Here is a 25853-nt window from a genome sequence, read left to right as displayed (position 1 = left end):
CATTGTAGAGGTTCCACAGCTCGGGACGCTGCTGCTTCGGGTCCCAGCCATGGCTCGCCGTGCGGAACGAGAAGATCCGCTCCTTCGCCCGGCTCTTCTCCTCGTCGCGCCGCGCGCCGCCGAAGGCGACGTCGAAGCCGTGAAGATCAAGCGCCTGCTTCAGCCCTTCCGTCTTCCACATGTCGGTGTGCAAGGGGCCATGGTCGAACGGGTTGATCCCCCGCTCTTCCGCCTCCGGGTTCCGGTAGACGATCAGCTCCATGCCGCTCTCCGCCGCCATCCGGTCGCGAAGCGCGTACATCGCCCGGAACTTCCACGTCGTGTCCACATGCAGCAAAGGAAACGGCGGCGGCGACGGATAAAAGGCCTTCCGCGCCAAATGCAGCATCACCGCACTGTCCTTCCCCACCGAATACAGCATCACTGGACGCATCGCGTCCGCCAGCACCTCCCGCAAAATATGAATGCTCTCGGCCTCCAGCCGATCAAGATGCGTCAGCATCTGGGGGGGCGCAGGCAGGCGCGGGGAATGGAAGGTCACCGGTCTCATGCCCTGCTCTTAGGCAGGCTCCACGCGCGGCTCTTGACGAATCCTGCTATTTAGTAGAATCCTGCTAATTAATCGACTGACTAGATATTATCGCGCGGAAGAACGGGCGCGATAACCGGACGGGGACCACGCAACAAAGCGCGGCCTCGCGGGAGGTGAGGATGCTGGGAAGCTTCTTTAAAAGCGATCGCGCCATTTATGCGCGGCACCAGTCGGATCTGATCGTCGAGCGCTGCTCGGCCCAAAAGGGTTGGCGCGGGTTGCATCTCGAGGTCGGGCACAATCGCGGCTGCGACGTCCGCTCGCTGATGCTGCAAGGCCATTTGATCGGCATGCAGATCACTGGCCAGCCGGTCGCGGTCGAAATCCATGAAAATGGCGAATGGGTCCCTACCGCGCTGCCTTCGCATCAATTGTTCATCCACCCCGCGGGCACTCCGCTCAATATCCGGCACGATCTGTGGACTCGCTGGGCCTTTGCGATCATCGACCATCCGACGCTGGACTCGCGGCGGGGTCCGGCCGACACCGCGGGCTGGTCGGAGCATGACCAGATCTTGTCGCTGCTGTTCCGGGCACTGGTCGAGCAGCTCTGCCACGAGCAGCGCGACACCAGCGGCGACCGGGCGCTCGCCCAGTCGCTGATCGACAGCTTCATCCTGGCGCTGCACCAGCGCTCGCGCACCTCGCCCGCCGCTTCGGCCCGGGGCGGCATCGCGCCCCATATGGTCGCCGACCTTCGCGCCTGGATCGAACGCAATCTGGAACGAAAGATCGGCGTCCAGGACATGGCCGACCGGCTCGGCTATTCCTGCGCCCATTTCGCGCGCGAATTCAAGCGTGAGGTCGGGGTGACGCCGCACGGCTTCCTGCAGGACATCCGCCTGTCGACCGCAATGGACCTCGCGCGCCGTGGCACGCCGCTGATCGACATCGCGCACCAGTGCGGCTTTGCCGATCAGGCGCATCTCTCCAACGCCTTCAAAGGACGTTTCGGCTTTTCCCCCGCGAGCCTCCGTCAGCGAAGAAATTAGCAGCCGGCATCGCGAAAGGCGGGGAGCAAATCGGCAGCGGAAATAAACGGACGCGCTGCCGACTTCACGGGGTTATTGCAAATGGTGGGCCCGGCAGGACTCGAACCCGCAACCTAGCCGTTATGAGCGGCCAGCTCTAACCATTGAGCTACAGGCCCCCGAGGGGTCAGCGGGCGATAGCGGAGCCTGCGCCGCATTGGCAAGCGGCTTCAAGCAGCGGACGGCTCCACCCGCTCGGCCATCGCGATGATGTCGGCCACAGTGGTCGGTTCAATGCCGCGGCGCGCGAGATGCCCGAGCACCACGTCCCACCAGCGATAGAATTGCTCCAGATCGGCGCTGCTCCGCACATAGGGGGTATTCCCGGGCTGGAGCGACGGCGAATGGAAGGAGAAGTTGAGCACCGGCAGGCGCTGAGCGATCGCGATGTCGATCGCCTGCAGCGCACGGTCGGCGGGAATGCCCTCGGGCGTCAGCGCGATCCGCTCGACCAGGCCGAAGCGCGCGAGCGCAGCACGCATTCCGCCATGCTCCATCCGGTGATAGATCGAACGCCCGGCGCCACCGAGCAGGCCGCCGAAGACCGTCGTGACGGGCATTTCGAGCATCGCGCCCCCGCCCGTACGCACCCACCAGGGATGGAGCGGCGCCTTGCGATAGTCGGGTCCGTGCCCCGCGCGATAATCGAAGCCCGAGCGCACCGAGGTGTCGCAGCGAAAGCCGAGCTCGGCGAGCATCGACGCGGTTTCGGGCCCCAAGCCGTAGCGCCCGGCGCGATAGGCGAGCGGCGCGATGCCGAACCGGTCGCGGATCCCGTCGCGTAGCACCGTCATCTTCGCGCGCTGCAAGTCGCGCGGCAGATTGCCGGTGTAGCTGTTGCGCGCGCTGACCTCCTCGTCGTGCGGCGGCGTGACCCAGGGATGGAGCTGCGCCCCGATCTCGCAGCGCCCTTCGCGTGCTGCCGCGCCCAGAATCGCGACCGCGCGGTCGTCGGTCACGATCGGCCAGTCGACGAGATAGATCGGGCGGACGCCGGCGCGCTCGAAATAGGCCTGGCAGTCGGCGAGCGCGGGGACCGAGCCGAGCGAGTGACCGGTGCGGCTGAACGGCGCCGACCAGTCGAAATCCTCTTCGGTATCGATCGTCACCCAGAAACGCGGTCGTTCGCCCGCCGCGAGCCCGACCAGGTCGGGCGCCGCCGGAACATCGAACAAATTGCCCGCAGGCTGCACCGCGCTTTCCCCCTCGCCCCCCGGAGCCTAGTCGCTCTGCGACGCGTCTTTCTCCGTCTCCGCGGGGTTGGCCGAGCGAAGATGCAAGGTCAAGGCGTTGTGTCCGATATCGAGCCGTCCGCCCGCGGCGCGCGCAAGGCTGTCGACGAGGCGAAGCGAAAAGCCGAGGCTGAGGATCGCCGCGCCCGGCGCCTCGCCGTCGGGACTGTATCCAGGGTCGAGCAGTTCGGCGGCGCTCGCGAAGCGGATCGCCGCAGGGCGGACGATGCGGAGCTGCAGCATGTCGTCGTGCGCGGGCTCGGTGACCAGCTGACCCACGAGCACCGCGCCGGGTTCGGACACGTCGACCAGCGCCGTGACAAGGCGGCCGACCATGCGCCGCGCGTCGGCATCGCTCGTCCGCGCGCGAAAGGGCCCGCCGACGCGCGCGATGCTGACGCCCACCTGCTGGTCGTCGAGCAATCCGCCTAGGTCGGTTTCGACCTGGACAACGATCGCGCCGATATCGGCTGCCACTGCCGCTGCGTCGGCTTCGGCCGCCGGGCTCGCGCCAGCCCGCGCAGCCGCTTCGAGGTCATCGATGATCGCCTGCACCGCCGATGCGTCGGCGACGATCGTCTTCGCCATCCGGCGATAGGACTGGCTGACCGGGCCGAACATCTGCCCCGATATGATCTGGGCGAAACCCGAAATGGCGTTGAGCGGACTGCGCAGTTCGTGGATCAGCTGGCGGATCGAATCGCCCGCCGCGTCGGCGGGAGCGCCGCGATAGGGCGTCTCGTTGCGGCGCGGCCGCCGGGCGCTGCCGCGATAGCCGCGAAACTGGCCGGTCGCGGGCTCGAACCAGGGCAGGGCCGAAAAGCGCCACTCGCCGGCTTCATGCTCACCGCCTTCGAGGATCAGCCGCGCGTTGATCATTTCGGCGCGCTGGCGAAAGGCGCCCGCGGCGACGCCGTCGGCCCCGGGCTCACCGCCAAAGGCCGCCTCGGCGATCGAGAGGCCGACGATGGCACCACGCGTGATGCCGTCGACCCAATGGATGACGCCGTCGGGACCCGTTTCGAACAGAAAGCTCTCGCGCGCCTCCGGACGGGTCCCGTCCGGCACCGCCGGGGGCGAGCCGAGTGGCTGGCCGCGGCTCGACTGGAATTTGTCGATCCGCCGCACCAGTTCGCTGATCTGGCTCGGCGCGCCTTCGTCGTCGGTGCGGGTCTCTTCCGCCGTGATCGCTGGGTGGGGCAATGCGACCGAACCGCTGCCGAGCGCGGCGAGAGCGCGCTGCACCGATTCGGGCAGGTCGTCGCGCCCCGCGAGGACCGAGCGCGCCATCGGGTTCGTCGCGGGAAGCACGGCGAGCCAGTCGGCCTCCGGCAATCGCGCGTCGCGCAGCATCTCTACCGACACCGCGGGAACGTCGTTGGCGTAAAGCGCCACCAGCGGCGCGAAGCGGCCGTGGCGCGCGAGCGCGCGCGCACAATCGCGCCGCACCTTTTCGGGAACCTCGGGCCGCAGCACCGCAAGCGCGTGGAGCGCGCGGCGGACATCGTCATCATCCAGTTGATTGCCGCGCTGGGCCAGAATATCGGAGAGCTGACGCCAGGCAGCGATGCGCGCCCGGCGGTCGGCCGGGGTCTGGCGCAAGATCGTTGCGATCATCGTGTCAGCAGTCACGCGGAGCCGGCCCCACACCCATCTTCGTTGGTTAGCGTAGGATTACCGGCTAGCGTGAATCATCCGGTCATGAAAGCGCGTTAACCCTGACGTAGCATTGTGGGACAATTGCAATCGCCTGAAATATTATTATGGTCTCCGCGAGCTTGGAAAGCGGAAGTTACAAAATGGCGAGCCAAAAATTCGATCAGATCGATTTGCAGATTCTCGGCGAACTGCAGAAAAACGGGCGGATGACCAATGTCGAACTGGCACAGATGGTGGGTTTGACCGCCCCCCCCTGCCTGCGCCGCGTGCGCGCGCTCGAAGAATCGGGCGTGATCCGCTCCTATCATGCCGATCTCGACGCGGCGAAGCTGGGCTACGGGATCACCGTCTTCGCGATGGTCAGCCTGCGCAGCCAGGCCGAATCCGATCTGCAGGCGTTCGAGGACTATGTCGGCGGACTGCCCGAGGTTCGCGAATGCTATATGCTGAACGGCGAGATCGACTTCCTGCTCAAGGTCGTCGCGCGCGACCTTCAGAGCTTCCAGTCCTTCCTGACCGCGCACCTGACCTCGGCGCCCAATGTGACGAGCGTCAAAACCTCGCTGACGATTCGCACCGCCAAGCAGCTCGCGGGCATTCCGGTCGAACCCTGAAGCGCCGTTTGGCGAATCAAAAGGGCGCCGGTCCCAGGGAGGAGCGGCGCCCTTTTGTCGTGCGGTCGCGGACCTCAGCCGCCGGTAGCCGGTGCAGCCGCGGGTGCGGCTGCGGGAGCAGCGGTCGTGTCGAGCTTCGCGAGCCAGAATTTGGCGAGCACCTTGCGCGGCCCGGCAACCTGCCCGAAGCTCGCCTTGGCGGCCGCGGTGTCGCCGGTCAGCGCCTGCGCGACGCCAAGGCGATAGGTCCACAATTCCTTGTCGCCGCCAGCGCTGATCGCCGCCTGATAGAGCGGAATCGCCTCGGCCGCGCGGCCATAGCCGACGAGCGCGTCGCCGGTCACGCCGGCGACTTTCGGATTCGAAAGTGTCGCCGGCTTCTTCGCATAGGCGGCGAGCGTCGATTCCTCGTCGCCCGCGCGCTCGGCCTGCGTCTTGGCCAGATCGTCGAGATCGGCGTCGGCCGCCGGGATGACCTTCTTCGCCTTGCCCTCGCGGATGACCGCGACCGCCTCACCCGGCAGGGCAGCCTGCGACGCGAGCGACGCATATTCGGCATATTCGCCGCGCTCGAGCAGCGAGTTCGTCGCGCGCATCAGGCGCAGCGTATCGAGCGTGCGATCCTTGTCGGCGCCTTTGAGTGCAATCATCAGCGTCTGGTGCCAGATCTGGGGGCTCGGGTAGGATTGGAGGCGCAACGCGAGAAGGTCGAACATCTCGTCGGTGCGGTTCGCCTCCTGCAGCGCGCGCGCCGGAATCACGAACATCTGCTCGGACGGCCGCTGGCCGGCGGCGAGCAACTTGGCGATATTTTCCTTGGCGAAGGCGACGGCCTTGTCGGTCTGGCCCGATTTCATATAGCTGTCGAGAAGCGCGTCGGGCAGCGAAGCCTCGGTCGACCCGGCGGCGCGCGCCGCTTCGAGCCGTTGCGCCGCCTTGGCATAATCCTTCTTCTGATAGGCGAACTGGCCGGCGAAGAAATTATAGACCGCGGTGTCGGGCCCCGTCACGAGACCCGAATCGAGCGCGCCGTTCAGCCCCTGCTCCTGCAGCGCTTGATCCTTGTTCAATATGCCGAGCTGCAGGGTGAAGAAGCCCTGATAATATTTGTCCTCGTTGGTGGTCGCCTTGCCCTGGCCCTCGGCGATCGCCGCCTGCAGGCCCGCCGCATCCTTCTTCTTCAGCGTCTCGTCCATCTTCTGGACGATTGGCATGAACGCCTTGCTGGGGGTGATCTGCGGGCCCTTGGCCGCCTCTTCCTTCTTCTGCTTTTCACGCGCGGCCGCGGGAACGGCGGCGGTCGTCATCATCGCGAGGCCCAGCACAGCGGCCATCGCCGTCGCGGACATCGAGCGAAAACGCTTGGTCATTGTGAATCTCTCCTATGAAATGGCCGCCTTGCCCGGACATGCGCCGGTTCGGCCGCGGTTCGGTAACGCGGCTAAACGTCAAGCGTTGCCAAGGCAAGACGGCCGTGGTCGATATTCGGATGTCAGGATGCGGCTGAACGGGGATTGAACCCGCTTTGTCGCGCGGCGCCTAGGCGAGGGTCTCGATCGCCTTATTGATCTGACGCAGCACGGCGGGATCGCCCGGCGCGCCGGCCATCGCCTCTTCGGCGAGTTCGATCAGCGGAACGATGCCGAAAGTGGCGGCGAGCCCCTTGAGGCGGAGCGCCGCGACATGCCAGTTCGCGTCGCAGCGGGCGCGGCGCATCAGGTCGCTGAGGTCGCGCGCGCTGTCGGCGAAGGCGCCGCGCAGGTCGAGCGCCATCGCCGCGTCGTCGCCGACCGCGGCGCTGAGATACCGGTCGAGGGGGCCACTGTCGAAAGACATTCCACAGCCCTGTCATATTGTGGTTAAGTTTCCGTTTCGCGCGGGGCGTTTGATGGGTAAGATGGTGATATGACGGGGGACAAGAAGATCGTCGGATTGTGGCGGAATTCCGCAGCAAGCCAGGATGCGGACGAAGCAGCGCCCGCCGAAACCGCCGCGCCCGAAAGCGCGCCGGCGGAGGAGATGGCCGCGGCTGGGATCGAAGCGCCCGCCGAACGCGACTGGCTCGACCGCTCGGCGCTGGTCGACAGCGACGAACCGGACGAGGCACCGCCGTCACCCTCCCCCTGGCGCGACCGCCTTCCCGCGCTGCTCGTCGTCGCGGGCCTCCTGTGGACCGGCTTCGCGCTGACGGTCGCGACCGCACGCTTCAGCCGCTCGCCGACGCTCGCCGAATGGCCGGCGCTCGTCGCGACCATTGCGATGCCGCTTACCCTTCTCCTCGTGCTGTGGATGGCAGCGCTACGGTCGAGCCGCTCCGAACAGGCGCGCTTCGCCCGCGTCGCCGCGGCGCTGCGCGACGAGAACCAGGCGCTCGGCCTCTCGATGCACTCGCTGAGCCTCCACCTCGCCGATGCGCAAAAGCAGCTCGCCGAACAGGCGAAGATCGTCCAGCAGCTCGGGCTCGACGCGGTCGCGCGGCTGCACGAAAGCAGCGACAAGCTCGCGAGCAATGCGTCGGTGATCGCCAATGCCAACGACCAGCTTGCGCGGTCGGGCGATGTCGCGATGCAGCGCATGGACGGACTGCTCGCGGGATTGCCGCGGATCGACGACGTCGCGCAACGGCTCGCGGTCAATTTCCGCGAGGCGGGGCTCGTCGCGCATCAGCAGGGCGCCGGGCTCGAGGCCAAACTCGCCGCGCTCGCCGAGGAAGCGGCGAAGGCTGCGCAGACCGGCGAAGCCTCGGCCGCGAGCCTCTCCGATGCGATCGCCTCGCTCCAGGAGCGGACCAGCGAGACCGAGGCGGCGCTGCTCGCGGCGTCGGCGCAGGTCACCGGCGCGCACGGCACCGCGCTCGCGCAGATCACCCATTCGGCGGCGTCGGCGCGCGACGAGATGAGCGCAACCGTCGCGGCGATGGGCGAGCAGATCGAAGCGAACTGGCGCCAGTTCCGCGAAGGTGTCGACACGGCGGCCACCGACATGGACGCGCGGCTTGCGGCGGCGCGCGCCGCGGGTGCTGAAATCGGCGAGCAGATCGCGGGTCACGGCGCGGCGAGCGAAGCGCTCGCCGAACGCATCAAGGCGCATGTCGCCGAGGTCAGGCAGCAGTTCGAGGTCCTCGACGTCAGCGTGTCGGCGAGCACAGGCGTCATCGGCCGCGCGATCGACGATACCAAGGGCCAGCTCGCGGCCTTCATGGCCGAGGTGCAGAGCGGCAACGGCTCGGCGCATCAGCTCATCACCCATGCCGAATCGCTGCTGCTCGCGCTCGACGCGGTGACGCGCGAGCTCGACGAGACGCTGCCGCATGCGCTCGATCGCATGGCGACGCACGGCCAGACCACGCAGACGGCGCTGGCGCAGATCAAGCCGATGCTCGAGGCGTCGGAGCTGGTCGCGCAGTCGACCCTGTCGCACGTCAATGCGGTCCAATCGACCTTGCAGACGAACGAGGGCAAGATGGCGGGCCATGCCGAAAGCCAGCAGGCCCTGGCCGAGCGCCTCAGTGCCTCGCTCGCCGAAGCCGATGCCGCGCTGGCGAAGCTGCGCGCCGGTGCCGACGAGTTCGCCGAACAGGGCGGCGCGCGAATGATCGCGACGCTGGGCGAGGTGCGCACGACCGCCGACAGCGCCGCCGACGAGGCGCGGCAGACGCTCGACAAGCTCGTCGCCGGCGCACGCGACGCGATGCAGGCGACCGCGACCGAGGCGATCGACGCCGCGTTCAAGACCGAGATCATGGCGCAGCTCGGCGCGATCGAGGAAGCTTCGCAGCGCGCTGTCGAGGCCGCGAACGGCGCCGCCGACCGGCTGATGCGCCAGCTCATCACCATCATGGACACCAGCGCCAGCGTCGAACAGCGCGCGCGCGAGGCCGATCAGGCCATCGCCGCGTCGGATCGCGATTCGCTGGCGAAACAGGCGGGGCTGCTCACCGAGGCGCTCAAATCGACCGCGATCGACCTCACCAAGATATTGTCGAGCGAAGTCAGCGACACCGCATGGGACGCCTATCTGAAGGGCGACCGCGGCGTCTTCGCGCGGCGCGCGGTCAAGCTGGTCGAGAACAGCGAGGCGAAGGAAATCCTGCGCCTCTATCAGGCCGACGACGGCTTCCACGCCGCGGTCAACCAGTTCATCCACGATTTCGAGGCGATGCTGCGCCTGCTCATCGGCGCGCGCGACGGCTCGGCGATCAGCGTCACCCTGCTCTCGTCGGACATCGGCAAGCTCTACGTCGCGCTCGCGCAAGCGATCGACCGGCTGCGGAACTGATTTCCAGGCCGTCGTGCGAGAGAAGACATTACGACGCCTTTAGAGTGGGGAGCGGGCGTTTCCCGTCCACTGTGTACCCCGGCGAAAGCCGGGGCCTAGGGCGTAGTCACGCGGCGCTGGTTTTTTACCGCCCTGGGCCCCGGCTTTCGCCGGGGTACACGTCGGAGAGTTCTGTCTTCGGCTGAAACCGCCTTCGCCCCTACCCTTCGACTTCGCTGATATCCTCGAGCATCTCGGGATCGAGCACCCGCACCCGGCCCTGGTCGAGCGCGATCACACCCGATTCTTCCCAGCTTTTCAGTTGCCGGTTGATATGTTCGCGGCTCATGCCGGCGAAATTGCCGAGTTCGGTCTGGCTGAGCTCGACGCGCGCGACCGCGTCGGGGCTGTCCTTGCGGATCAGGCGCTTGAGGTAGCGCGCGAGGCGCGGGCCCGAGGCGTAGGCGCGGTCGCTTTCGATCGTCTGGTCGGCGGTGCGCAGCCGTCGCGCGAGCTGCTGCATCAGCGACCAGGCGAAATCGGGGTGGCTGGTCACAAAATCGCGCATCGCGTTGCGGCCGAGCTGAAGCGCCGTGCCCGCGCTCGTCGCGATCACCGATGCGGTGCGCTCGCCGCCGTCGAGCAGGGCGATCTCGCCCAGCACCGCGCCGGGCTCGGCGTAGGCGAGGACGATCTCGCGCCCGTTCGCGGTGAGCAGCGAGACGCGCGCGCTGCCTTCGGTCAGGATCAGCAGGCTGTCGCCGGTATCGCCCTGGCTCAGCAATTCCTTGCCCTTGACGAACCGGAGCTCCACCGCGCGGCCCGCGATGTCGGCCCAATCGTCAACGATCAGCCCCGAAAAGATGCTGTCGGGGCCCTGAAGTTCGGCGAGTTTCGCGTGATCCATTGCCCCTGTCCTTCCCTGTGCCGCGTCAGACCAGCCGACTCTGCTTGACCGCCGCCTCGATGAAGCCCGCGAACAGCGGATGCGGATCGAACGGCTTCGACTTCAGCTCGGGGTGGAACTGCACCCCGATGAACCACGGATGGTCGGGCCGCTCGACGATTTCGGGCAGCATGCCATCGGGCGACAGGCCTGAAAAGACCAGACCGCCCTTTTCGAGGGCGTCGCGATAGGCGCCGTTGACTTCGTAGCGGTGGCGGTGGCGTTCGCTGATGTCGTTCGCGCCATAGATGCTCGCGACATGGCTGTTGGGCGACAGCTTCGCCTCATAGGCGCCGAGCCGCATCGTCCCGCCCATGTCGGTGTCGGCGCCGCGCTGCTGCAGCCCCTCGGCGCTCATCCATTCGGTGATCAGGCCGACGACGGGCTCGTCGGTGGGCCCGAATTCGGTGCTCGATGCCTTCGCGATCCCGCTCGTGTTGCGCGCCGCCTCGATGCACGCCATCTGCATGCCAAGGCAGATGCCGAGAAAGGGCACGCCGCGTTCGCGCGCGAAGCGGACGCTCGCGATCTTCCCTTCCGACCCGCGCTCGCCGAAGCCGCCGGGAACGAGGATGCCGTGCATCGGCTCGAGATTGGCCGCCAGATCCTCGTCGCGCTCGAACATCTCGGCGTCGAGCCAGCGGATATTGACCTTGACCCGGTGCGCCATGCCGCCGTGGACCAGCGCTTCGTTGAGCGACTTATAAGCGTCGGGCAGCGAGACATATTTGCCGACGACGCCGATCGTCACCTCGCCCTCGGGGTGCTGCTTGCGGTCCATGATGTCGTACCAGGCCGTCAGATCGGGGTCGGGCGCGTCATGGATGCCGAAGGCGCGCAGGACTTCGGAATCGAGCCCCTCGCCATGATATTGGACCGGCACCGAATAGATGGAATCGGCGTCGAGCGCCGGGATCACCGCTTCCTTCCGCACGTTGCAGAATTGCGCGATCTTGGCGCGTTCGCCGTCGGGGAGCGGCTTTTCGCAGCGGCAGAGCAGGATGTCGGGCTGGACGCCCAGCGACGCGAGTTCGCGCACGCTGTGCTGGGTCGGCTTGGTCTTCAGCTCGCCCGCGGCGGCGATATAGGGGACGAGCGTGACGTGAACGGACAGCGTGTTCTCGCGGCCTTCCTCGTTCCTCAGCTGGCGGATCGCCTCGATGAACGGCAGCGATTCGATGTCACCGACGGTGCCGCCGATCTCGCACAGCACGAAATCGAGGTCGTCGGTCTCGGCGCGGGCGAAGGCCTTGATCGCGTCGGTGACGTGCGGAACCACCTGCACCGTCGCGCCCAGATAGTCGCCGCGGCGCTCCTTGGTGATGATCTGCTGATAGATCCGGCCCGAGGTGACATTGTCGCTCTGCCGCGCCGCGACGCCGGTGAAGCGCTCGTAATGGCCGAGGTCGAGGTCGGTTTCCGCCCCGTCGTCGGTCACATAGACCTCGCCGTGCTGATAGGGCGACATGGTGCCCGGATCGACGTTCAGATAGGGATCGAACTTGCGAATGCGCACGCGAAATCCCCGCGCCTGCAACAGGGCCGCGAGGCTTGCCGCCATCAGACCTTTGCCAAGGGAGGAGACCACGCCGCCGGTGATGAAAATGAACCGCGCCATGGGAGGAAAGACTTACTCAAAGGAGGGGTGACGGCGCAAGCCGTCGAATCACATGCGGCGGAAAAAATTCCGCCGCGCGAACGCGCGCGCCGCCTCAGAGGCGGAGCGGCTTATTTCTTGGCAGGAGCGTTTTGAGCGGGCGTCTGAGCCGGCTGGTTCGCCGCCGCGGCCGCGGCCGCCAGCGGGTCGTCGCTCGCCGGAGCGGCGGGCTGCGCCGCGTTCGGCGCCGTGGGCGCCTGACCGGTCAGCGACGAAGAGGGCGTGCCGCTCGACTGCTGCGCGGTCTTCGACAGCGAGGTGTCGATGGTCGAGCCGCTGCGCCCGACCGACGCCATCGCGGCAAGAACGATCGACAGGCCGACGAACAGGCAGGCGAGGATCGTCGTCGCGCGGGTCAGGAAATCCGCAGCGCCCCGCGCCGACAACAGGCCCGCCGGGCTGCCCCCGACCCCCAGCCCGCCGCCTTCCGACTTCTGCATCAGGATGACGCCGATCATCGCGGCCGCGACGACGGCCTGGACGACGAGCAGGAAGGTAAAGAGGCTGGACATCGAAATTTCCCGAAAGCGTGAACAGCCCCGCATGAGGCCATAGTCGCAGGCGCACATAGAGACGAAGCCGCGCGGCTTCAAGGAAGAAGCGCGTCATCGGCATTGGGTTGGGGATCTGTCGTCTGAAGGTTGATTTGATGCCCCCTCCCGCAGGCGGGAGGGGCAGCGAGGCTTGGCAGCTTGCTGCCTAGCCGCAGCGGGGTGGGCTCTTGCCCCCTCGCTGCCCACCCCCGACCCCTCCCGCCTGCGGGAGGGGAGAAGATATGGCCGCTATCGGTCGCAAGCCGACAAGCAGGCAAACTACCCCAGCATCCCCGCGGCCTCGACGATCGGCACGAATTTCGCCGCGGTCAGGCTCGCGCCGCCGACGAGCGCGCCGTCGACGTCGCCCGCGCCGAGCAGTTCGGCGGCATTGTCGCCGGTGACCGAGCCGCCATAAAGGATGCGAACCTCGGCCGCGCCGGCGCCGATCCGTTCGGATAGCGCGGCACGGATCGATCCGTGCATCGCCGCCACATCCTCGGTCGTCGGGACCAGCCCGGTGCCGATCGCCCAGATCGGTTCATAGGCGATGGCGAGCGCCGCGCGCTCGAAATCGTCGGGCAGCGATTCGCGCACCTGCTTCAGCACATGGTCGATCGCGCCGCCCGATTCGCGTACCGCGCGGGATTCGCCGACACACAGGATCACCGCCAGTCCCGCGGCGAGCGCCGCCTCGGCCTTCGCCTTCACGTCGGCGTTGGTCTCACCGAATCCCTCGCGCCGCTCGCTGTGTCCGACGATGACCAGGCGCGCACCGGCATCGGCGAGCATCGGCGCCGAGACCGATCCGGTGAAGGCGCCCGAGGCCTGCGCGTGGCAGTCCTGCCCGCCAACGCTGCCGCCGGTCGCCGCCATCGCGCCGATCAGCGTGAAGGGCGGGCAGAGTGCGACGTCGACCGCGGCGTGGCCGCGCGCCGCGGCAAAGATCGCCTCAGCCTCGCCGAGCGCCGCGCGCAGACCGTTCATCTTCCAGTTGCCGACCACATATTTGCGCCGCGCCATCGCTCCACTCCGTGCTGTTGGTTTCGATTGCGAGCGCCCTAGCCTTGCGGACCAGCCATAGGCAAGCCGGGTGGAAAAGCCTTTCCCGCCTTGAAGCCTGTTCGCCACCCGCCTAAAGCAGCGCCGAACCGCGCCTTCCTTGCGCCCATTCGAAAGATTGCCCGTTCGATGATCACCGCGATCCGCCGCCTCTTTTCCTCCGCGCTCGGCAAGTTTCTCGCGCTTGCCTTCGTCGTTCTCGTCGGCATCGCCTTCGCGCTGAGCGACGTCACCGGCAACTCGGCCTTCGGCGGGCTCGGCGGCGCCAATGTCGCCAAAGTGGGCAGCACCGAGATCGGCAGCGGCGAACTGCGCGACCGCGTGCGGCTCGCTTATAATCAGACGCGCGAGCAACAGCCGGGGCTCACCATGGCGGCCTTCGTCGAATCGGGCGGGCTCGACCAGGTGCTCGATCAGCTGATCGAGGGCGCGGCATTCGAGCAGCTCGCGAACGATATGGGCTTCGGCCTCAACAAGCGCCTCGTCGACGGCCGTATCGCCGACCTGCCGATCTTCGCCGGCGTATCGGGCAGCTTCGACCAGGCGGCTTATCAGGCTTTCCTGCGCCAGAACGGCATCAGCGAAGCCCAGCTGCGCGGCGATATCCGCCAGCAACTGTTCCTCGAACAGATCGCCGAGCCGATCGGCCGGATGCCGCGCGTGTCGGCGGCGATGGCGCAGCCCTATGCGGCGCTGCTGCTCGAAAAGCGGCGCGGCTCCGCGACCTTCGTTCCCGCGAGCCCCTTTGCGCCGACGAGCGATCCGGGCGACGCGGCGCTGCGCAAATATCTGTCGCAGCATGTGGCACGCTACACCATCCCCGAACGCCGGGTGATCCAATATGCGTTGTTCGACCGCAGCGCCGTCGCGGTGCCCGCGGTCACGGACGCCGAAATCGCCGAGGCCTACAAGGCGAACGCGCCGCGCTACGCCGCCAGCGAGACGCGCCGCTTCGCGCAGGTGATCGCGCCCGACCAGGCGACCGCGAACACGATCGCGGCCAAGGTGCGCGGCGGCGCGTCGCTCACCGCCGCGGCGCAGGGCGCCGGGCTTTCGGCCGCGACGACCGGCGATCTCACCCAGACCGCCTATGCTGCGACCACCAGCGCCGCGGTGGCCAAGACCGCCTTCACCGCGAAGCAGGGCGACTTGCTCGGCCCGACACAGACCGAGCTCGGCTGGGCCGTCGCACGCATCGAGGATGTCACCGTCAAGCCCGCGCGCACCCTCGCCGAGGCGAGCGGCGAGATCCGCGAGGAACTCGCGAAGAACAAGGCCAACGAAGCGGTCGTCGACTATTATAATTCGCTGCAGGACGCGGTGAACGGCGGCGCCGCCATCGAAGAGGTCGCAAACGACCGCAAGCTCAAGCTCGTCGAGACCCCCGCGCTGCTTCCCAGCGGCCGCGCGCCGGCGCAGCCTGCCTTCGCCCTGCCCCCCGAATTGGCGCCGATGATCGCACAAGCCTTTCAGGGCGGCACCGAAGGCGAAGGCCAGCTCGCGACGATCGTCGAGAACGAGAAGTTCGCGGTGTTCGCGGTGAAATCGATCGTCGCCGCCGCGCCGCCACCCTTCGCCGAGATCCGCGGCGGTCTGCTCGCCGACTGGCGCCTCGCCGAGGGGCAGAAGGTCGCCCGCGACAAGGCGCGCGCGATCGTCAAGGCGGTCGAAGGCGGCAAGGACCTCGCGGCCGCAGCGCGCGAGGCGGGCCCGAACATCGGCACGGTCCAGACGATCGGCGGCAGCCGCGCCGAGCTGGGCCAGAACGGCCAGCCGGTCCCGCCCGAGCTCGCGCTCCTTTTCTCGATGGCGCAGGGCAGCGTGAAGACGCTCGAAATCCCCGGCAACCGCGGCTGGATGGTAATCGCGCTCGGCGAGGTCGACCGCCCGAACCCCAAGGATATCGACCCCAAGCGCGTCGCCGCGATCGCGCAGCCGCTCGGCCCCGCGTTCGGCAACGAGTTGGTCGGCCAACTCGTCGCCGAGGCGAAACGCCGCGCCGGGGTGAAGATCAACAAGGACCTGCTCGAACAGTTGCGCAAGGAACTGACCGGCGCGGCGCCGGTCCAATAGGGACGATGACGGCGCTCGAAGGCAGGGCCGCGGCGCTCGAAGCGCTGGCGCAGGGGCGCGGCGCGGTCGTCTGGCAGCGGCTGATCGCCGACGTCGAGACGCCCGTGTCAGCGGCGCTCAAGCTGATCGAGCCGGGACGCGGCGACTGGGTGCTCGAATCGGTCGAAAGCGGCGAAACGCGCGGGCGCTACAGCCTGCTCGGCCTCGACCCCGACCTGATGTTCGAGGTCACAGGCGACGTCGCGCGGATCAACCGCGACTGGCGTCACGACAAGGCGACGTTCACGCCCATCGCGGCCCCCGCGCTGCAAGCGCTCCGCGACCTCGTCGCCGAATGCCGCTTCGACGTGCCTGCGGGGCTGCCCAAGGCGCTCGCGACGCTCGTCGGCTTCTTCGCCTATGAAACCATCGGTCTCGTCGAGCGCGTCCCGCGCGCGCCCGGCGCCGGGCTCGGCCTGCCCGACATGATCTTCGTCCGCCCGACGACGATCCTCGTCTTCGACCGCCTCGCCGACGAGCTGTTCCTGATCGCGCCGATCTGGCCCGACGCCAGCGCGCCGATCGACCGCATGATCGATGCGGCGCAGGATCGGCTCGACAGCATCGCCGCGCGGCTCGCCACCCAAAGCGCGCACACCGATCGCGCCGCGACCGACGCGCAGCCCGACGCCATCGTCCGCAACGCCGCGACGAGCCCCGAACGCTTCGCCGAGATGGTCCGCACCGCGAAGGACTATATCGCCGCGGGCGACATCTTTCAGGTCGTGCTCTCGCAGCGTTTCTCGACCCCGTTCGACCTGCCGCCCTTCGACCTCTACCGCGCGCTGCGGCGCATCAACCCGTCGCCCTTCCTCTATTTCCTCGACCTGCCCGGCTTCGCGCTGATCGGCTCGTCGCCCGAAATTCTCGTTCGGGTCAGGGATGGCGAGATCACCATCCGCCCGATCGCCGGCACCCGTCCGCGCGGGCGCACAAGCGCCGAGGATGTCGAGAACCGCGAATCGCTGCTCGCCGACCCGAAGGAGCGCGCCGAGCATCTGATGCTGCTCGATCTCGGCCGCAACGACGTCGGCCGCGCCGCGACCGGGGGCAGCGTCACCGTCACCGACAGCTATACCGTCGAATATTACAGCCACGTCATGCACATCGTGTCGAACGTCATCGGCCGCCTCGCGCCGGGCAAGGACGCGATCGACGCGCTGTTCGCGGGCTTCCCGGCGGGAACGGTCAGCGGCGCGCCCAAGGTTCGCGCCTGCCAGATCATCGCCGAGCTCGAAGCCGACGCGCGCGGGCCCTATGCGGGCGGCGTCGGCTATTTCGCCCCCGACGGCAATATGGACAGCTGCATCGTGCTGCGCACCGCGATCGTCAAGGACGGCGAAATGCACGTCCAGGCCGGCGCCGGCATCGTCGCCGACAGCGATCCCGCCTATGAACAGCGCGAATGCGAAGCGAAGGCCGGCGCGCTTTTCGCGGCGGCGCGCGAAGCGGTGCGGCTTGCGGGCACGCCGGGTTACGGGCAGTAGGGCGCCATGATCCTCGTCATCGACAATTACGACAGCTTCACCTTCAACCTCGTCCATTATCTGGTCGAGCTGGGGGCCGATGTCCGCGTCGAGCGCAACGATGCACTGACCGCAGCCGAGGCGCTGGCGAGCGGCGCCGATGCGATCCTCATTTCGCCCGGGCCCTGCACCCCCAACGAAGCCGGGATCAGCCTCAATCTCGTCGCCGCCTGCGCCGAGGCGAAAAAGCCGCTGCTCGGCGTCTGCCTCGGCCATCAGGCGATCGGCCAGCATTTCGGCGGCACGGTGCAACGCGGCCACCTGATGCACGGCAAGACCTCGCCCGTCTGCCACGACGGCAGCGGGCTGTTCGCGAACCTGCCCTCGCCGCTCACCGCGACGCGCTATCACAGCCTCGAGGTCGTCGACATCCCGCCGGTCCTCGCGATCAACGCGACGAGCGACGACGGCGCGGTCATGGGCTTCCGCCATGTCGAGCTGCCGATCCACGGCGTCCAGTTCCATCCCGAAAGCATCGCAACCGAGCACGGTCACGCGATGCTCGCCAATTTCCTGCGGATCGCGGGGCTGCCGGTTACCGAGCGGCAGGCGGCATGAGCCGCTTCGGACCCTTCCCCGACCCCACCACGCTCCTCGATCACGACGAGGCGGCGCACGCCTTCGCGACGATGCTCGACGGCGGCGGCCGCGACGAGGACGTCGCCGCCTTCCTCGCCGCGCTTTCCGACCGCGGCGAGACGATGGTCGAGATCGCCGCCGCGGCGCAAGCGATGCGCGAACGCATGATCCCGATCGACGCTCCCGAAGGCGCGATCGACGTCTGCGGCACCGGCGGCGACGGCCATCATACATTGAACGTCTCGACCGCGGTATCGATCGTCGTCGCGGCATGCGAAGTTCCGGTCGCAAAGCATGGAAATCGCGCCGCTTCCTCGAAATCGGGCGCAGCCGACACGCTCGAGGCGCTCGGCCTCGACATGGCGCGCGCGAGCGATATGGCCGCGGCGCAGCTCGCCGACCTCGGCATCTGCTTCCTCTTCGCCGCGCATCATCATCCCGCGATGAAGCGCATCATGCCGATCCGCAAGGCGCTCGGTCGCCGCACCATCTTCAACCTGATGGGACCGCTCGCCAATCCGGCGCGCGTCCGGCGCCAGCTCATCGGCATCGCGCGTCCCGCCTATGTCCCCGTCTATGCCGAGGCGATCCACCAGCTCGGCACCGACCATTCGCGCGTGATCTCGGGCGACGAGGGGCTCGACGAACTGTCGCTCGCGGGCGGCAACGAGGTTGCGGTGATCACCGCCGAGGGCGTGCGGATGCAGCGCAGCGCGGCCGCCGATGCCGGCCTGCCGACACACCCGATTTCGGCCATCCGCGGGGGCGATGCGGCCTATAATGCGAAGGCGCTCCGCGCGCTGCTGACGGGCGAGCACGGCGCCTATCGCGACGCGGTGCTCTACAACGCCGCCGAGGCGCTCGTCGTCGCGGGCGCGGCCGACACGCTGACAGATGGGGTCGAGGAAGCCGCCGAAGCGATCGACAAGGGTCTCGCCAACGCGCTGCTCAACTGCTGGATCGCTTATAAATGAACAAGCTCACCGAAATTCTCGCCACCAAGGCGGCCGAAGTCGCCGAACGGCGCAAGTCGCGCTCGGTCGCCGCGCTCGATGCCGTCGACGGCGGCCCGGTGCGCGGCTTCGCCGCCGCGCTCGAAGCGAAGATCGCGGCGGGCGGCTTCGGGCTGATCGCCGAAATCAAGAAAGCATCACCATCCAAAGGGCTGATTCGAAACGATTTCAATCCTGCCGAGCACGCGCGCGCCTATGCCGCGGGCGGCGCGGCCTGCCTCTCGGTGCTCACCGACGCGCCCTGGTTCCAGGGTCATGAGGAATATCTGATCGCCGCGCGCACCGCCTGCGACCTGCCGGTGCTGCGCAAGGATTTCATGATCGATCCGTGGCAGGTCGCCGAAGCGCGCTCGATCGGCGCCGACGCGATCCTGGTCATCGTCGCGGCGCTGGACGACGGTGCGATGGGCGAGATCGAGGCCGCGGCGTTCGAGCGCGGCATGGACGTCCTCGTCGAGGTCCACGACGAGGCCGAACTCGACCGTGCGCTCGCGCAGCTCCGCTCGCGCCTGATCGGCGTCAACAACCGCGACCTCCGCACCTTCGAGACCGACCTCGCGGTCACCGAGCGCCTCGCGACGCTGGTGCCCCCAGGCACCCTCCTCGTCGGCGAAAGCGGCATCGCCACCCACGCCGACTGCCGGCGGCTGGCGGCCAGCGGCGTCCACGCCTTCCTCGTCGGAGAAAGCCTGATGCGGCAAAGCGACGTCACGGCGGCAACGAAGGCACTGCTGGAGGGGTGAGGCAGGATGACGGATTTGAGGTGGGAAGCGGGCGTTTCCATTCCATTCTGTGCCCCGGCGAAAGCCGGGGTCCAGAGCGGTAGAAAGCCGGCGCCGCGTGACGACGCCCTGGGCCCCGGTTTTCGCCGGGGCACACGTCGGATATGACAGCCACCGGTCGATAACCGCTCCCGCCCCTTGCCTTTTCCGCCCCGCATTGCTTCGCTCTCCCGCGATGCCAAACAAACCGACTCACCTCGACGAGACCGGTGCCGCGCACATGGTCGACGTCGGCGCCAAGCCCGCCACTCAGCGCCGCGCGGTCGCGGGCGGGCGTATCGTCATGGCGCCCGATGCGCTCGACGCGATCCGCAGTGGCAACGCACCCAAGGGCGACGTCCTGTCGACCGCGCGGATCGCCGGGATCATGGCGGCAAAACGCACCGCCGACCTCATTCCGCTCTGCCACCCGCTCGCCCTGACGAAAGTGACGGTGGAATTCACCTGGGAGGCGGACGGCATTTCGGTCCGTGCCACCGCCGCGACCACCGGCCCGACGGGGGTCGAGATGGAGGCGCTCACCGCCGCCTCGGTCGCGCTGCTCACCCTCTACGACATGGCGAAGGCGCTCGACCGCGCGATGGTGCTGGAGGGCATCCGCCTACTCGAAAAGAGCGGCGGCCGCTCGGGCGACTGGCGCGCAGCATGAGCGCGCTCCTGACGGTCGAGGAGGCGCAGGCGCGAATCCTCGCGCTCGGCGCGCCGCTTCCGCCAGAAAATATCGCCTTTCCCGAATCGCTTGGCAGATATCTTTCGCAAGATGTCGTGGCGACTCGCGACCAGCCCCCCGCCGCGCTGTCGGCGATGGATGGTTACGCGATTCGCTTCGCCGACCTCCCCGGCCCCTGGTCGATCGCGGGCGAGGTCGCCGCGGGTGCCTCGCCGCCGCGCGCGCTCGGTGCGGGCGAGGCGATGCGCATCTTCACCGGCGCGCTGCTCCCCGACCGCGCCGACACGGTCGTGGTGCAGGAGGATGTCGCCGCCGACGGCGCGGCGCTGACGCTCACCGGCGACGGCCCCGCATCGCTCGGCAAGCATGTCCGCGCCCGCGGCGGCGATTTCGCCGCCGGGACGCTTCTGCTGCCCGCCGGAACGCGCCTTTCCCCCGGCGCGATCGCCGCAGCGATCATGGCCGGCGCCCCGGCGGCGGCCGTGCATCGCCGTCCGCGCGTCGCGATCCTCACCACCGGCGACGAACTCGTCGCGCCGGGCCATCCGCTCGGCATCGGGCAGATCCCCGACAGCAACGGCGCGATGCTCGCCGCGATGCTCGGCGACGAGGCCGCCGCGGTCGGCCTGCCGCTTCACGCCCGCGATGATCGCACGGTTATTGCTGATGTTCTCAAGGAGTTGGCGCGACGTCACGACGTCATCGTAACCGTCGGCGGCGCCTCGGTCGGTGACCACGACCATGTCCAGAATGCGCTCGCCGACGCCGGCGGCGCGGTCGATTTCTGGAAGGTCGCGATGCGCCCCGGCAAGCCGCTGATCGCCGGGACGATCGGCGCCGCGGCCTTTCTCGGGCTTCCCGGCAACCCCGCCTCGGCCTTCGTCACGGCGACGCTGTTCCTGCTCCCGCTCGTTCGCCATCTCGCGGGCGCGCGCGATTCCTTGCCGGCGCTCCGTCAGGCGCCGCTCGCCGCGCCGTTGGCCGCCGGCGGCGAGCGGCGCGACTATCTGCGCGCGCGCCTCGATGCGGGCGGCCTGACGCCCTTCGCGACGCAGGACAGTGGCCAGACCTTCCCGCTCGTCGCCGCCAACGCCCTACTGGTCCGCGAGGCCGGCGCCCCCGCGCGCGCGGCGGGCGCATCGGCGGATTATATCGCCATCGCTTGACAAGTTCCGCTCTGTTCCACTATCGTTCCCCTTATGTCCGGCAATGGCAGCATGGAGAACGAGTGATGTTGACCGCGAAGCAGCACGAACTGCTCCACTTCATCCAGCAAAGGCTCGACGCGAGCGGCATTTCGCCCTCGTTCGAGGAGATGAAGGAAGCGCTCGGCCTCAAGTCGAAATCGGGCATACACCGCCTGATAAGCGCCTTGGAAGAAAGGGGATTCCTTCGCCGCCTCCCCAACCGCGCCCGCGCACTGGAGGTGCTGAAGCTCCCCGAGGCGGCCAAGGCAGTTGTGCGCGACGATCGCGATGTCGTGGTGCCGCTGCGCAAGCCCGCCCCGGCGCTCCGCCCGATCGCCGCGAACGACATCATCGAAGTTCCGCTCCACGGCCGCATCGCCGCCGGCGTGCCGATCGAGGCGTTCGAGGACCACAATCAGCTCTCGGTTCCCGCCGCGCTGCTCGGCTCGGGCGAGCATTATGCGCTCGAAGTGTCGGGCGACTCGATGATCGAGGCGGGCATCCTCGACGGCGATTACGCGCTGATCCAGAAAGCCGACACGGCGCGCGAAGGCGACATCGTCGTCGCGCTGGTCGACGGGCAGGACGCGACGCTCAAATATTTCCGCCGCGAAGGCCGCATGATCCGCCTCGACCCCGCGAACAGCGCCTATGAACCGCAGTGCTACGAAGCGGCGCGCGTCATGGTGCAAGGGCGGCTTTCGGGACTGCTTCGTCGTTACCACTGACCTGAGACGGGCGACGCCACGGATGTTCGTCGCCGGCGCGTAGCGCGGCGACGGCTTCGGGCCTCTCGCCCAGATAGAGCGCCAGCCCGCCACTTTCCGCGAGGCTGTCGCGATCGACCGTCAACCAGCGCGCGGCGCATTCGCGCGGCAGCCAGCGGTCGCTGATCACGACGTCCGCCGCCGCGCAGGCCGCCGCCATGTCGCGGCCTTCGATCCGGTCGCGCCCGCGCGCGGCGAGAATGACGTAGGATGCGCTCTCCCGCCCCTGCCGCCAGCGGCAGAAATCGGGGTTGCACTCAACATGGTCGAGATCGGAGAGCGCCGCCAGCGGCGCGTCGGTTCCCGCGGCTTCGGCCATCATGTCGCGGATATAATCGCCCGCGCGGTCGCGCAGCAGCGCATAGCCGCCGCTGGGGATCGCCGCGGCGATATGGCGCCCGTCGCCGGTGACCAGCAGATCGGGCCGCGGCTGCGCGACGAGCACGGCGACTCCGACAAGCAGCGGGACCGCCCCCGCCCATCGCCAGCGCGTCGCCCAAAGCAGCATCCATAGCCCGCCGAGAATAGCGAGCGCGAAGCCCCAGCGCGGAAAGACGGGCAGCGCAGCGACCGCGCCCGGCGCGTCGGCGACGCCGTGCGCAAGCCAGATCAGTCCGCGCAACGCTTGCTCGGCGATCCACCAGAAGGGCGCTCCGAGCCCGACGGCGTCGAACAGCAGCGCCAGCGCCTCGGCAGGCATGACGACGAAAGTCGTGAGCGGGATCGCGACGACATTGGCAAGCGCGCCGTAGAGCCCTGCCTTGTGGAAATGGAACAATGCGATCGGCGCCAACGCCACCTCGACGACGAGCCCGGTGATCAGAAGGCCGGCGAGCCCCCGCGCCCATCGCAGCGGCAGGCCCTCGTCGCGACGCGCCAGAAAGGCCCGCATCCAGCGGCTTTCGTGGAGCGCGATAATCGCGGTGACCGCCGCGAAGCTTAATTGAAAGCTCGGCCCCGCGAGCGATTCGGGTCGCCAGACGAGCACGATGAGCGCCCCCGCCGCGACGAGACGCAGGGTAATCGCCTCGCGCCCGAGCAGGAAGGCGGCGAGGACGAGCAGCGCCGCGATCAGCGAGCGCAGCGTCGGCACTTCGGCGCCCGCGAGCCAGGTATAGCCGGCCCCCGCGAGGGCGCCCGCTGCCGCGGCGAGCGGCAGCACGAAACCCGCGAGCGCCAGCCGGCGGCTCAGCCCGAACAGCCGCATCGCGAAAAACATTGCGAAGCCGACCACCGCTGTGACGTGCAGCCCGCTGATCGACAGCAGATGCGCAAGGCCGCTGCGACGCATCGCCTCGGCATCGGCATCGCTGATCGCGCCGCGATCGCCGGTGACCAGCGCCGCCGCGATTCCGCCCGGCGACCCCGCGACCCGATCGTGGATATGCGCGCTGAGCCGCGCGCGCAGCGGCTGCCCAGCCCGGCCCGCACCCGGCGCGCGCACTACCTCGCCGAGCGCGGTTCCCACCGCGCCGATCCGGTCGAACCAGGCGCGCTGCGCGAAATCATAGCCGCCCGGCAGGCTCGCGACCGGCGGCGGCATCAGCCGCGCGCGGATGCCCGCATATTCGCCCGGCGCGATCCCCGCATCCTGCTCGCCGCGCAGCGTCACCCGGACGCGCGGCGGCAGGTCCGCACGGCCGCGCGGGCGCAGAATCAGCCGCACCTGTCCGCGCGCGGGCAGCGGCTCGACGCTCTCGACCAGTGCCGAGAATGTCGTGGTGACCGGATAGGCGAGCACGGGCTCGGCCACCCACAGCGCGCGGCCCCAGACGAGCAGGACGCCCAATGCCGCCACGCCGCAGCCGATTACGAGGATGCGCCCGGTCCGGCGCTGCCACCCGGCGAGCAGGCCGGTCAGCATGCCGCCCGCGAGCAGCAGCAACAGGCCGATCCAGTGCACGCGCGCCGGCAAGGCGAACCATCCCGCGATCCCCGCGCCGAGCGCGACGGGGAGCCAGAGCGCGATCCGCTCGCGTTCGGCCTCGAGCTGCGCCTCGACCGCACCGGCCAGCCGGCGCAGCCATCGCACGCCGCGCGGGCCAATGGGCGTTTGAAGCGGCCATGTCGCCATGCTAGGGGCACCCCCGATCCCCGTTCCCGGCCCCCCGCCGGGACCGGCAAAGTGAGTGAAAGACTTCGTGGTGGCAACCGAAAACCAGATCGATACGACCCAAGCGACCGGCGCCGCCGTGGTGACCCGCTTCGCCCCCTCCCCGACCGGCTTCCTGCACATCGGCGGCGCGCGCACCGCGCTGTTCAACTGGCTGTTCGCGCGCCACCATGGCGGCAAGTTCCTGTTGCGGATCGAGGATACCGACCGTGCGCGCTCGACCGACGCGGCGATCGACGCGATCCTCGACGGCATGAAGTGGCTCGACCTCGATTGGGACGGCGACACCGTCTATCAGTTCGCGCGCGCCGCCCGCCATGCCGAGGTCGCGCAGGACCTGCTCGCGAAGGGCGAGGCCTATCGCTGCTATCTGACCCAGGACGAACTCGCCGCGATGCGCGCCGAAGCGCAGGAAAAGCGCCAGCCCTTCCGCGTCCGCAGCCCGTGGCGCGACCGCGACGACGGCGATCCCGCGGCGCCGCACGTCGTCCGGCTGCGCGCGCCGCAGGAGGGCGCGGTGACGATCCACGACCGCGTCCAGGGCGAGGTGACGGTGCAGAATGCCGAGCTCGACGATTTCGTCCTGCTCCGCTCCGACGGCACGCCGACCTATATGCTGAGCGTCGTCGTCGACGACAACGACATGAGGGTGACGCACGTCATCCGCGGCGACGACCATCTCAACAACGCGTTCCGCCAGCTCGCGCTCATCCGGTCGATGGATTGGCGCGAGCCCGTCTATGCGCATGTCCCGCTGATCCACGGTGCCGACGGCGCCAAGCTGTCCAAGCGCCATGGCGCGCTCGGCGTCGACGCCTATCGCGACGAGATGGGCTATCTGCCCGAGGCGGTGAACAATTACCTTCTCCGCCTGGGCTGGGGTCATGGCGACGACGAGATCATCAGCCGCGCGCAGGCCGTCGAATGGTTCGACCTCGCGCATGTCGGCCGCTCGCCCTCGCGCTTCGACTTCAAGAAGCTCGAGAATCTGAACGGCCATTATATCCGCGAGGCCGACGATGCGCGGCTCGCGGGTCTCGTCGCTCCGCGCGTCGAAATGCTGGCCGGGCGGCCGCTCGGCGCGGCCGACCGCGCGCTGCTGACGCGGGCGATGGGCGCGCTCAAACCGCGCGCGAAGACCTTGGACGAGATCGCCGAGGGCGCCGTCTTCCTGTTCCTGCCCGACGATCTGCCGATGGACGAAAAGGCGGGCCAACTGCTAAGGGATGCGCCCGCGGGGCTGCTGGCCGATATCACGGCGCGGCTGCGGGGATTGAACGACTGGACCGGCGAGAGTGTCGAGGCCGCGGTGCGCGAAACCGCCGAGGCCGCGGAGCTCGGGCTCGGCAAGCTCGCCCAGCCGCTGCGCGCCGCCCTGACGGGGCGCGCGGTGTCACCGGGGATTTTCGACGTGCTGCTACTGCTCGGCCGCGACGCCAGCCTGGCGCGACTTGACGCAGCGCACAATTATCCGGCAGGGGCGTAGCCACATCGCCTTTGGCCCTCCACACAGGGGAAGAA

Annotated in this window: 22 protein-coding genes and 1 tRNA gene; 12 read left to right on the top strand and 11 right to left on the bottom strand. The window is 68.6% G+C overall.

Features of this window, described 5'->3' with window-relative positions; genetic code table 11:
* On the bottom strand, positions 1-550 hold a 550-nt coding region (gene cysD / locus CD928_RS16970; RefSeq protein ID WP_255247222.1), incomplete at its 3' end, for a sulfate adenylyltransferase subunit CysD.
* A gap of 161 nt (positions 551-711) precedes the next feature.
* On the opposite strand from cysD, the gene CD928_RS16965 reads away from it, so the two are divergent.
* Entirely contained in the window at positions 712-1584 is an 873-nt protein-coding gene (locus tag CD928_RS16965; protein WP_095388271.1) for a helix-turn-helix domain-containing protein, read from the top strand.
* A gap of 82 nt (positions 1585-1666) precedes the next feature.
* Here the strand turns inward: CD928_RS16965 and CD928_RS16960 are convergent.
* The 3 genes from CD928_RS16960 to CD928_RS16950 all read right to left on the bottom strand — a co-directional run bounded on the left by CD928_RS16960 (position 1667) and on the right by CD928_RS16950 (position 4487).
* Positions 1667-1742 (bottom strand) — tRNA-Ile (locus CD928_RS16960).
* Between the two features lie 51 nt (positions 1743-1793).
* The gene (locus tag CD928_RS16955; RefSeq protein WP_095388270.1) at positions 1794-2816 is read right to left on the bottom strand and encodes a polysaccharide deacetylase family protein; all 1023 of its coding nucleotides are present in this window, start codon (positions 2814-2816) and stop codon (positions 1794-1796) included.
* A gap of 27 nt (positions 2817-2843) precedes the next feature.
* Positions 2844-4487 (bottom strand): histidine kinase dimerization/phospho-acceptor domain-containing protein, encoded by a 1644-nt coding sequence (locus tag CD928_RS16950; RefSeq protein WP_255247221.1) that lies wholly within the window; start codon positions 4485-4487, stop codon positions 2844-2846.
* A 167-nt stretch (positions 4488-4654) separates the two neighbouring features.
* On the opposite strand from CD928_RS16950, the gene CD928_RS16945 reads away from it, so the two are divergent.
* A complete protein-coding gene (locus CD928_RS16945) occupies positions 4655-5128 on the top strand; it encodes an Lrp/AsnC family transcriptional regulator (RefSeq protein WP_095388268.1) in 474 nt (157 codons plus the stop codon).
* Positions 5129-5202: 74 nt separating this feature from the next.
* Here the strand turns inward: CD928_RS16945 and CD928_RS16940 are convergent, their stop codons facing one another.
* Entirely contained in the window at positions 5203-6498 is a 1296-nt protein-coding gene (locus tag CD928_RS16940; RefSeq protein ID WP_095388267.1) for a hypothetical protein, read from the bottom strand.
* 169 nt (positions 6499-6667) lie between these two features.
* Positions 6668-6964: an Hpt domain-containing protein gene (locus tag CD928_RS16935; protein ID WP_095388266.1), complete on the bottom strand. Its 297-nt coding sequence runs from the start codon at positions 6962-6964 to the stop codon at positions 6668-6670.
* Between the two features lie 69 nt (positions 6965-7033).
* On the opposite strand from CD928_RS16935, the gene CD928_RS16930 reads away from it, so the two are divergent.
* The gene (locus CD928_RS16930) at positions 7034-9406 is read left to right on the top strand and encodes a hypothetical protein (RefSeq protein ID WP_095388265.1); all 2373 of its coding nucleotides are present in this window, start codon (positions 7034-7036) and stop codon (positions 9404-9406) included.
* A 199-nt stretch (positions 9407-9605) separates the two neighbouring features.
* Here the strand turns inward: CD928_RS16930 and CD928_RS16925 are convergent, their stop codons facing one another.
* The 4 genes from CD928_RS16925 to tpiA form a co-directional block, all read right to left on the bottom strand.
* Entirely contained in the window at positions 9606-10292 is a 687-nt protein-coding gene (locus CD928_RS16925) for a Crp/Fnr family transcriptional regulator (protein WP_095388264.1), read from the bottom strand.
* A gap of 25 nt (positions 10293-10317) precedes the next feature.
* A complete protein-coding gene (locus CD928_RS16920; RefSeq protein ID WP_095388263.1) occupies positions 10318-11949 on the bottom strand; it encodes a CTP synthase in 1632 nt (543 codons plus the stop codon).
* Positions 11950-12059: 110 nt separating this feature from the next.
* Positions 12060-12500 (bottom strand): preprotein translocase subunit SecG, encoded by a 441-nt coding sequence (gene secG, locus CD928_RS16915; protein WP_095388262.1) that lies wholly within the window; start codon positions 12498-12500, stop codon positions 12060-12062.
* A gap of 300 nt (positions 12501-12800) precedes the next feature.
* The gene (tpiA, locus tag CD928_RS16910; RefSeq protein ID WP_095388261.1) at positions 12801-13544 is read right to left on the bottom strand and encodes a triose-phosphate isomerase; all 744 of its coding nucleotides are present in this window, start codon (positions 13542-13544) and stop codon (positions 12801-12803) included.
* A 168-nt stretch (positions 13545-13712) separates the two neighbouring features.
* Here tpiA and CD928_RS16905 point away from each other — a divergent pair, with 168 nt between their 5' ends.
* The 8 genes from CD928_RS16905 (at position 13713) to lexA (ending at position 22180) form a co-directional block, all read left to right on the top strand.
* On the top strand, positions 13713-15656 hold the full coding sequence (locus CD928_RS16905) for a peptidylprolyl isomerase (protein WP_095388260.1): 1944 nt from the start codon (positions 13713-13715) through the stop codon (positions 15654-15656).
* A gap of 5 nt (positions 15657-15661) precedes the next feature.
* Complete coding sequence (gene trpE / locus CD928_RS16900; RefSeq protein ID WP_095388259.1) at positions 15662-17182, top strand: anthranilate synthase component I; 1521 nt, start codon at positions 15662-15664, stop codon at positions 17180-17182.
* A gap of 6 nt (positions 17183-17188) precedes the next feature.
* A complete protein-coding gene (locus CD928_RS16895) occupies positions 17189-17779 on the top strand; it encodes an aminodeoxychorismate/anthranilate synthase component II (protein ID WP_095388258.1) in 591 nt (196 codons plus the stop codon).
* Positions 17776-18774 (top strand): anthranilate phosphoribosyltransferase, encoded by a 999-nt coding sequence (gene trpD, locus CD928_RS16890; protein ID WP_095388257.1) that lies wholly within the window; start codon positions 17776-17778, stop codon positions 18772-18774. Before CD928_RS16895 ends, trpD begins: the two co-directional genes overlap by 4 nt.
* Complete coding sequence (gene trpC / locus CD928_RS16885; RefSeq protein WP_095388256.1) at positions 18771-19556, top strand: indole-3-glycerol phosphate synthase TrpC; 786 nt, start codon at positions 18771-18773, stop codon at positions 19554-19556. The genes trpD and trpC overlap by 4 nt, the downstream gene beginning before the upstream one ends.
* A 214-nt stretch (positions 19557-19770) precedes the next feature.
* Positions 19771-20244: a cyclic pyranopterin monophosphate synthase MoaC gene (gene moaC, locus CD928_RS16880; protein WP_095388255.1), complete on the top strand. Its 474-nt coding sequence runs from the start codon at positions 19771-19773 to the stop codon at positions 20242-20244.
* On the top strand, positions 20241-21431 hold the full coding sequence (glp, locus tag CD928_RS16875; protein ID WP_095388254.1) for a gephyrin-like molybdotransferase Glp: 1191 nt from the start codon (positions 20241-20243) through the stop codon (positions 21429-21431). The genes moaC and glp overlap by 4 nt, the downstream gene beginning before the upstream one ends.
* A 65-nt stretch (positions 21432-21496) precedes the next feature.
* Positions 21497-22180, top strand: a complete 684-nt coding sequence (lexA, locus tag CD928_RS16870) for a transcriptional repressor LexA (RefSeq protein ID WP_095388253.1) — start codon at positions 21497-21499, stop codon at positions 22178-22180.
* Here the strand turns inward: lexA and CD928_RS16865 are convergent.
* The gene (locus CD928_RS16865; protein WP_255247220.1) at positions 22134-24251 is read right to left on the bottom strand and encodes a ComEC/Rec2 family competence protein; all 2118 of its coding nucleotides are present in this window, start codon (positions 24249-24251) and stop codon (positions 22134-22136) included. The genes lexA and CD928_RS16865 overlap by 47 nt on opposite strands.
* A gap of 130 nt (positions 24252-24381) precedes the next feature.
* Between CD928_RS16865 and gltX the strand changes: the two genes are divergently transcribed.
* Positions 24382-25818 (top strand): glutamate--tRNA ligase, encoded by a 1437-nt coding sequence (gltX, locus tag CD928_RS16860; protein WP_176473618.1) that lies wholly within the window; start codon positions 24382-24384, stop codon positions 25816-25818.
* The last annotated feature ends 35 nt before the right edge of the window (positions 25819-25853 follow it).

Origin of the sequence: Sphingopyxis sp. GW247-27LB, from assembly GCF_002277025.1 — a bacterium.
Lineage (GTDB): Bacteria > Pseudomonadota > Alphaproteobacteria > Sphingomonadales > Sphingomonadaceae > Sphingopyxis.
The sequence above is the reverse complement of the archived record's forward strand: the minus strand, read 5'-3'. Positions and strand labels throughout refer to the sequence as shown.